Source organism: Psychrilyobacter piezotolerans, from assembly GCF_003391055.1.
Taxonomy (GTDB): Bacteria; Fusobacteriota; Fusobacteriia; order Fusobacteriales; family Fusobacteriaceae; genus Psychrilyobacter; species Psychrilyobacter piezotolerans.
The window spans coordinates 1-5,837 of the sequence record NZ_QUAJ01000055.1 but is presented as its reverse complement, the minus strand read 5'-3'; the positions used below and the strand labels follow the sequence as shown (position 1 = coordinate 5,837).

The 5,837-nt window shown below is 33.7% G+C and carries 5 protein-coding genes; 3 read left to right on the top strand and 2 right to left on the bottom strand.

Annotated features, from left to right (window positions below):
- Positions 1–540 precede the first annotated feature (540 nt).
- Positions 541–972, bottom strand: a complete 432-nt coding sequence (locus DYH56_RS15405) for a MarR family winged helix-turn-helix transcriptional regulator (protein WP_114643751.1) — start codon at positions 970–972, stop codon at positions 541–543.
- Positions 973–1,272: 300 nt separating this feature from the next.
- Between DYH56_RS15405 and DYH56_RS15400 the strand changes: the two genes are divergently transcribed.
- Together DYH56_RS15400 and sstT are read left to right on the top strand one after the other, a co-directional pair.
- Complete coding sequence (locus DYH56_RS15400) at positions 1,273–2,982, top strand: flavocytochrome c (protein ID WP_114643750.1); 1,710 nt, start codon at positions 1,273–1,275, stop codon at positions 2,980–2,982.
- Positions 2,983–3,342: 360 nt separating this feature from the next.
- Entirely contained in the window at positions 3,343–4,578 is a 1,236-nt protein-coding gene (gene sstT, locus DYH56_RS15395) for a serine/threonine transporter SstT (RefSeq protein ID WP_114643749.1), read from the top strand.
- Positions 4,579–4,620: 42 nt separating this feature from the next.
- Here sstT and DYH56_RS15390 read toward each other — a convergent pair whose 3' ends face one another.
- Positions 4,621–5,181 (bottom strand): manganese efflux pump MntP, encoded by a 561-nt coding sequence (locus DYH56_RS15390; protein ID WP_114643748.1) that lies wholly within the window; start codon positions 5,179–5,181, stop codon positions 4,621–4,623.
- A 148-nt stretch (positions 5,182–5,329) separates the two neighbouring features.
- Here DYH56_RS15390 and DYH56_RS15385 point away from each other — a divergent pair, with 148 nt between their 5' ends.
- Positions 5,330–5,713: a cupredoxin domain-containing protein gene (locus tag DYH56_RS15385; protein WP_114643747.1), complete on the top strand. Its 384-nt coding sequence runs from the start codon at positions 5,330–5,332 to the stop codon at positions 5,711–5,713.
- Positions 5,714–5,837: the final 124 nt, after the last annotated feature.

Genomic DNA, 5,837 nt, shown 5'->3' with positions numbered 1-5,837 from the left:
TTTGCTATTTTGGTTAAACTTCATGTGGATACCTCCGTAAAATATTAGGGTTTAGTCGTCTTAATTTTACATCGAGGTATCTTTTTTTTTCAACCATTTACTTTTTTATTATACAGGAATGCTCCTTGTACAAAATATTATATTTCTACAATATTTTGTACAAGGAGGTTAGATCTTTTCCTTTTTATTTATTGTAAAAAACAGTGCTAAAAGAAGATAAAATAATCTTATGAAGAGATGGTGATAGGAGAAAAAGGTCTATTCACTGCAGCCACAAAGGAAGTTAAGGAAAAAAGCGGCCTCAATAATATTATACCTATATCAAAAGATATCTTTTCCCTTGAAATACGCACATTAGATAGACATAAAAAAAGGAAGAATATGTTTCTTCCCATTTACATTTAAATATAACGTACTTATTTGAAGCTGATGAAATGACTGTGAGAGGAGTTAAGTCCCTGGCTTAATTCCTGTAAAACTCCCTAAATCTCCTCAAAAAACTAAAAAAGTTAATAGTTTTAAGGCTATTCCAGAAGATTTTTAGTCTTTAAAATTTTTTCTGATTTTTAACAATAACCCCATCAAAACTTCCTTTTCCTCTTCTGTAAAGCCGGCATAGGTTTTTTCCAGAAGCTCTGCACTAATTTCTTTAAAGGTATCCCTAAAATCCCATCCTTTTTCTGTAAGACTTACCTCTGTCACCCTGGCATCGCTTTTACTTTTTTGACGACTTATATAACCTAATTTTTCTAATTTTTTTACCATATCAGTTACTGTAGACTTTCTTTTCCCTATAAATTTAGCTATTCCATTCATTGTCATCACACCATCATTATCATACATGGCAGATAGGATAGTTCCATGACTATTGATAAGTCCGGAGATCTCCCTTTCCTTTAGCTCACCATTTATAAACTGAGCACTCTTTTCTCTGATATTTGATATTATTCCTATTACTATATCTGTTCTCATAAACACCACCTGAATATTATTATTCATATATATACTTAAATATTATTATACATATATAATAACCCAGATATCAAATTAAGTACAGGATCCTTGATAAGAAGTTATATAAAAATTAATTGACTTATTTTCCTTATATGATATACTATATCTTGTATAGTACGATATCGTACTATATGGTTGTGAATATATAATAAACTGATATTTCGCGCTTACGAAGCCCACAATAATATTAAGATGTAATTCTTAATGCGTGCACCATCGCGAAAGGTTAGTAATAAATTAATTTAAGGAGTAAATAATATGAAAAAATATAAAGATGGTTCATTTAAAGGTATTGGTATTGGGTATGCAGGAGAGATTGAGGCTTTGGTCACGGTCCTTCACGGTAAAATTCATAGTATTGAATTTTTATCACATAATGAAACACCGGTAATTTCAGAACCTGCTTTTAATCTTGTTCCTGCTGAAATAATAGAAAAAAATACCATAATGGTTCCCAATGTAAAGGGATGTTCTATGAGTTCCCGTGGGATAAAGGAAGCTGTTATGAATGCCCTTGTCCTTTCTGGAGAGGATAAAGATACTTTAATTAAAGAAGTTAAAGGTGCAGAAAATCTGGATAAGATTTTTGTCACCAAAAATAAATTCAAACCTTCTGAAAATTTTGATATAGTCATTGTTGGTGGTGGCGGAGCAGGTCTAAGTGCTGCAATTTCAGCATCAAACTTAGGGGCAAAGGTTGTCCTTCTTGAAAAGATGGCAGCCGTTGGCGGGAACACATTGGTATCCATGGGTGGAATAAACATTCCTGGAAGTGATGCTCAGAAGGCTAAAAAAATAGAAGACAATTCTGAACTCTACTACAACGACGCTCTTGTTGGAGGAGATGGTGAGAACAATAAAGAATTATTTAAGATCTTGTCTGAAAATGCCCTGGATACATATAAGTGGCTCAAGGAAGAAGTCGGGGTAGAATTTAAAAAAGATGAACTTATTCATTTTGGAGGGCATACTGTTCCAAGAGCAGCGGTATTTAAAGGTAAATATGCCGTAGAATTGATCTCTAAATTAAGAAAAAAAGCTGAAAATCTGGGTGTAGAGATCAGAACAGGAGTGGAAGCCAAGGAGATAATAACAAAGGATAATGAAGTCATTGGTATTTGTGCTGTTAGTGAAGGAAAGACGGTAGAATTTTTTGGCAGCAGAGGTGTAATCTTTGCAACAGGGGGGTTCTCTGGAAATATAGAGATGAGAAAAAAATATAACCCTGAGCTGGATGAAAGATATAAAACAACTAATCAAAGCGGGATAACCGGAGACGGTCACCTCATGTGTGAAAAAATTGGAGTAGATTTTGTCCATATGTCATATATACAGACCTTTCCTATTGCTAACCCTCTAACCGGGGCATTATCCCATGTAGGCGGTTCCAGGTTTGATGGTGCAATCCTGGTCAATAGATCAGGAAAAAGATTTGTAGAAGAATTAGAGAGAAGAGACGTAGTCTCTCAAGCTATCCTAGCTCAAAATGGAGGAGTCGGATACCTTGTATGGGCACAGGAAGTAGAAGCTGTTGCAAATAGAACAACTGAAAATAAAGCAGAGGTAAACAGCTTAAAAAGAGCTGATTTATTTATAGAGGGTAGTATAGAGGAATGCAGTAAAAAACTGGATATAAATTTAGACACACTGAAGGAGACTATAAACACCTATAATTCCTCTGTGGAAAATGGCAAAGATCAAGAGTTTAATAGAAGAGGAAACCTTGTAAAGATAGAAAAAGGACCTTTTTATATTCAAACTGTCGCACCAGCGGTTCATCATACCATGGGTGGAATAAGGATAAATAGCAGGAATGAAGTTCTAGATATTGAAGGAAATATAATAAAAGGTCTTTATGCTGCAGGAGAGATTGTAGGTGGTATTCACGGAACAAATAGACTAGGCGGAAATGCAATAACTGACATCTTAGTTTTTGGAAAGAGAGCCGGAGAAAAAATAATGAAATAATTTTATATTATTTAGGAGTTAAGTCTTTTATTTAACTCCTTTTTTATATATTTTTTCAGTTTAATGAAAAAAATAAATTAATTTTTTTTAATCTTTTTATAAAACGTTATTAAAAAATAGTATTTTTTTCAAAAAAGTTACTTTTTTTAATTATGAAAATACAAAAAATACAACTTTTGTCTTTTTATCGTACTAAAAAACCTTTTTTATTACGTTTTAACTTTAAATTAAACTGAAAGTATGGTATTATATTATCAAATAAAAAAGTAGCCTATCAGATCAATATTTCAAAAAAAAAAAATTAAAGTGGATTAATTATCTAGGTAGGGTACACAAATAAATTTATAAGGTGGTAAAATTATGTTTAGTAAGTGGAATCAATTAAGTTTAGTAAAAAGAATAATTGTTGGTCTTATCGTCGGTATCGTATTAGCAATCGCTGTACCAGACGCAGCAAAACCAGTTGAATTATTGGGATCATTATTCGTAGGAGCACTAAAAGCAGTAGCACCTATCTTAGTATTTTTCCTGGTAATGTCAGCAGTATCACAGCATAAACCTGGTCAAAAAACAAATATGAAATCTGTTATCAGTCTTTATCTTATCGGAACATTCTTAGCCGGTGTAGTTGCCGTAGTAGGAAGTTTCATATTCCCGGTAACTATCGCTTTAGGAAAGGGAGTAGAAAATGTATCTCCTCCAAGTGGTGTAAGTGAAGTATTAAAAACATTATTGATGAACGTTGTAGACAATCCAATACATGCACTTGCTAACGCTAACTATATCGGAATCTTAGTTTGGGCATTATTGTTAGGAATAGCATTAAAGCATGCACCGGCTTCTACTAAAACAATGATCACAGACTTTTCAAACGCACTATCTCAAGTTGTAAGATGGGTTATTCATTTAGCACCATTTGGTATCATGGGATTAGTATTCAATTCAATTGCAACTAGTGGACTAGCTTCATTAGGAGCTTACGGTAAATTATTAGCATTATTATTAGGATCTATGGCATTTATGGCACTGGTAGTAAACCCGGTTATCGCATTTATCATGATGAGACAAAACCCTTATCCATTAGTATTCAGATGTTTAAAGCAAAGCGGAATTACAGCTTTCTTCACTAGAAGTTCGGCTGCAAATATCCCGGTAAACATGGAATTATGTGAGGAATTAGGATTAGATAAAGACATGTATTCTGTATCTATCCCTTTAGGAGCTACTATTAACATGGCAGGAGCAGCTATCACAATATCTGTATTAACTCTTGCAGCAGTACATACATTAGGTATCCATGTAGACTTCGGAACGGCTCTTATCTTAAGTATCTTATCGGCTGTCAGTGCTTGTGGAGCATCTGGTGTAGCAGGTGGATCATTACTTCTTATCCCATTAGCTTGTAGCTTATTTGGTATCCCAAATGAAGTGGCAATGCAGGTAGTTGGAGTAGGATTTGTAATCGGAGTAATCCAGGATTCAGTAGAAACTGGTCTTAACTCTTCAACAGACGCATTATTTACAGCTGTAGCTGAATTTGCTGACTGGAGAAAAGCAGGAAAGAAAATCGTTATCAACAAAGAAGTTAACTTATAAGAAATAAAAAAAAACCTCAGAAGATTCTGAGGTTTTTTTATTTTATGTTAAATGTTGTATCAGTATATTAATCCCCATCCCTATAAGGATGATTCCTCCTGCATATTCCGCCTTAGCTCCTAATAGTTGTCCCACTTTATTTCCCAGATAAACTCCTGCAGAGGATAAAATAAAAGTAATAACTCCTATTATAGCTATGGAAAAATAAATATTCAGCCCTGGTAGGAGTGAAAAGGTAAATCCAACTGCCAATGCATCGATACTGGTAGCTATTCCTAAAACTATTATATTAGAAGTTTTCTCACAATTTCCATGGATGTCACATTTCCCAAACTCCCTGGCATCTATTATCATCTTGATACCTATAAAAGCAAGGAGCCCAAAGGCTACCCAGTGATCAAACTTAGCTATTTTATCATAAAATAACCCTCCTATTGCCCAGCCTAACAGCGGCATAATTCCTTGAAAGATTCCAAATACCAAGGCCACCCGAAATATAGATTTAATGCATAATTTTCTGAGAGATATCCCCTCGGTCAATGATACTGCAAATGCATCCATGGCTAACCCTATGGAGATAAAAAAAAGTGATGTAAAATTCATATGTTCCTCCTCAATTTATGTTTATTTTAGTATTATACTAGAATATCTTCTCCATGTCTTCTAAATTAATTTTAAAGGATTTTTAGTTTATACAGGGTAAAATCAATAAAGCAATTTATATTTTAGAAAAATACAAGGAGGAAAAATTATGAAAAAATTGGTATTTTTATTTATTTTTATTATTTCTATTCTCAGTTTTGCTGTTACTCAAAAAACAGACTTTTCAGCCTATAATCTCTCCGGTGAGATAATTTCTGGTGTTAGAGTCGTAAAGGTTGAATCTTTTAGATATTCTTATTCTCCCAATGTTATTGTTGTAAACAGTGGAGAAAGGGTAAGGATAAAACTCTCTACCAGGGATACAGAACATGGATTTAAAATCCCGGAAATAAATTTTGATCTCAAAGTTAAAAAGGGCAGACCTAGAGAGGGAGAATTTACAGCTCCTAAACCTGGTATCTATGAAATAAGATGCTCTGTATTCTGTGGTTCAGGTCATAAAGAGATGAAGGGAAGGCTGGTTGTTAAATAAAAAAAAGCTAACGCTTCTTCAACCCCCAGCCCCCATCTTGGGGGTTTTTGGTATAATAACTATTATGACTACTATTACACTTAAAGATATTCTTACCAACGACAACCTAAAAGCTTTTTTTAAG

Coding starts and splice junctions, on each gene's coding strand:
- DYH56_RS15405 (WP_114643751.1), bottom strand. CDS start 972: ATGAGAACAGATATAGTAATAGGAATAATATCAAATATCAGAGAAAAG.
- DYH56_RS15385 (WP_114643747.1), top strand. CDS start 5,330: ATGAAAAAATTGGTATTTTTATTTATTTTTATTATTTCTATTCTCAGT.
- sstT (WP_114643749.1), top strand. CDS start 3,343: ATGTTTAGTAAGTGGAATCAATTAAGTTTAGTAAAAAGAATAATTGTT.
- DYH56_RS15390 (WP_114643748.1), bottom strand. CDS start 5,181: ATGAATTTTACATCACTTTTTTTTATCTCCATAGGGTTAGCCATGGAT.
- DYH56_RS15400 (WP_114643750.1), top strand. CDS start 1,273: ATGAAAAAATATAAAGATGGTTCATTTAAAGGTATTGGTATTGGGTAT.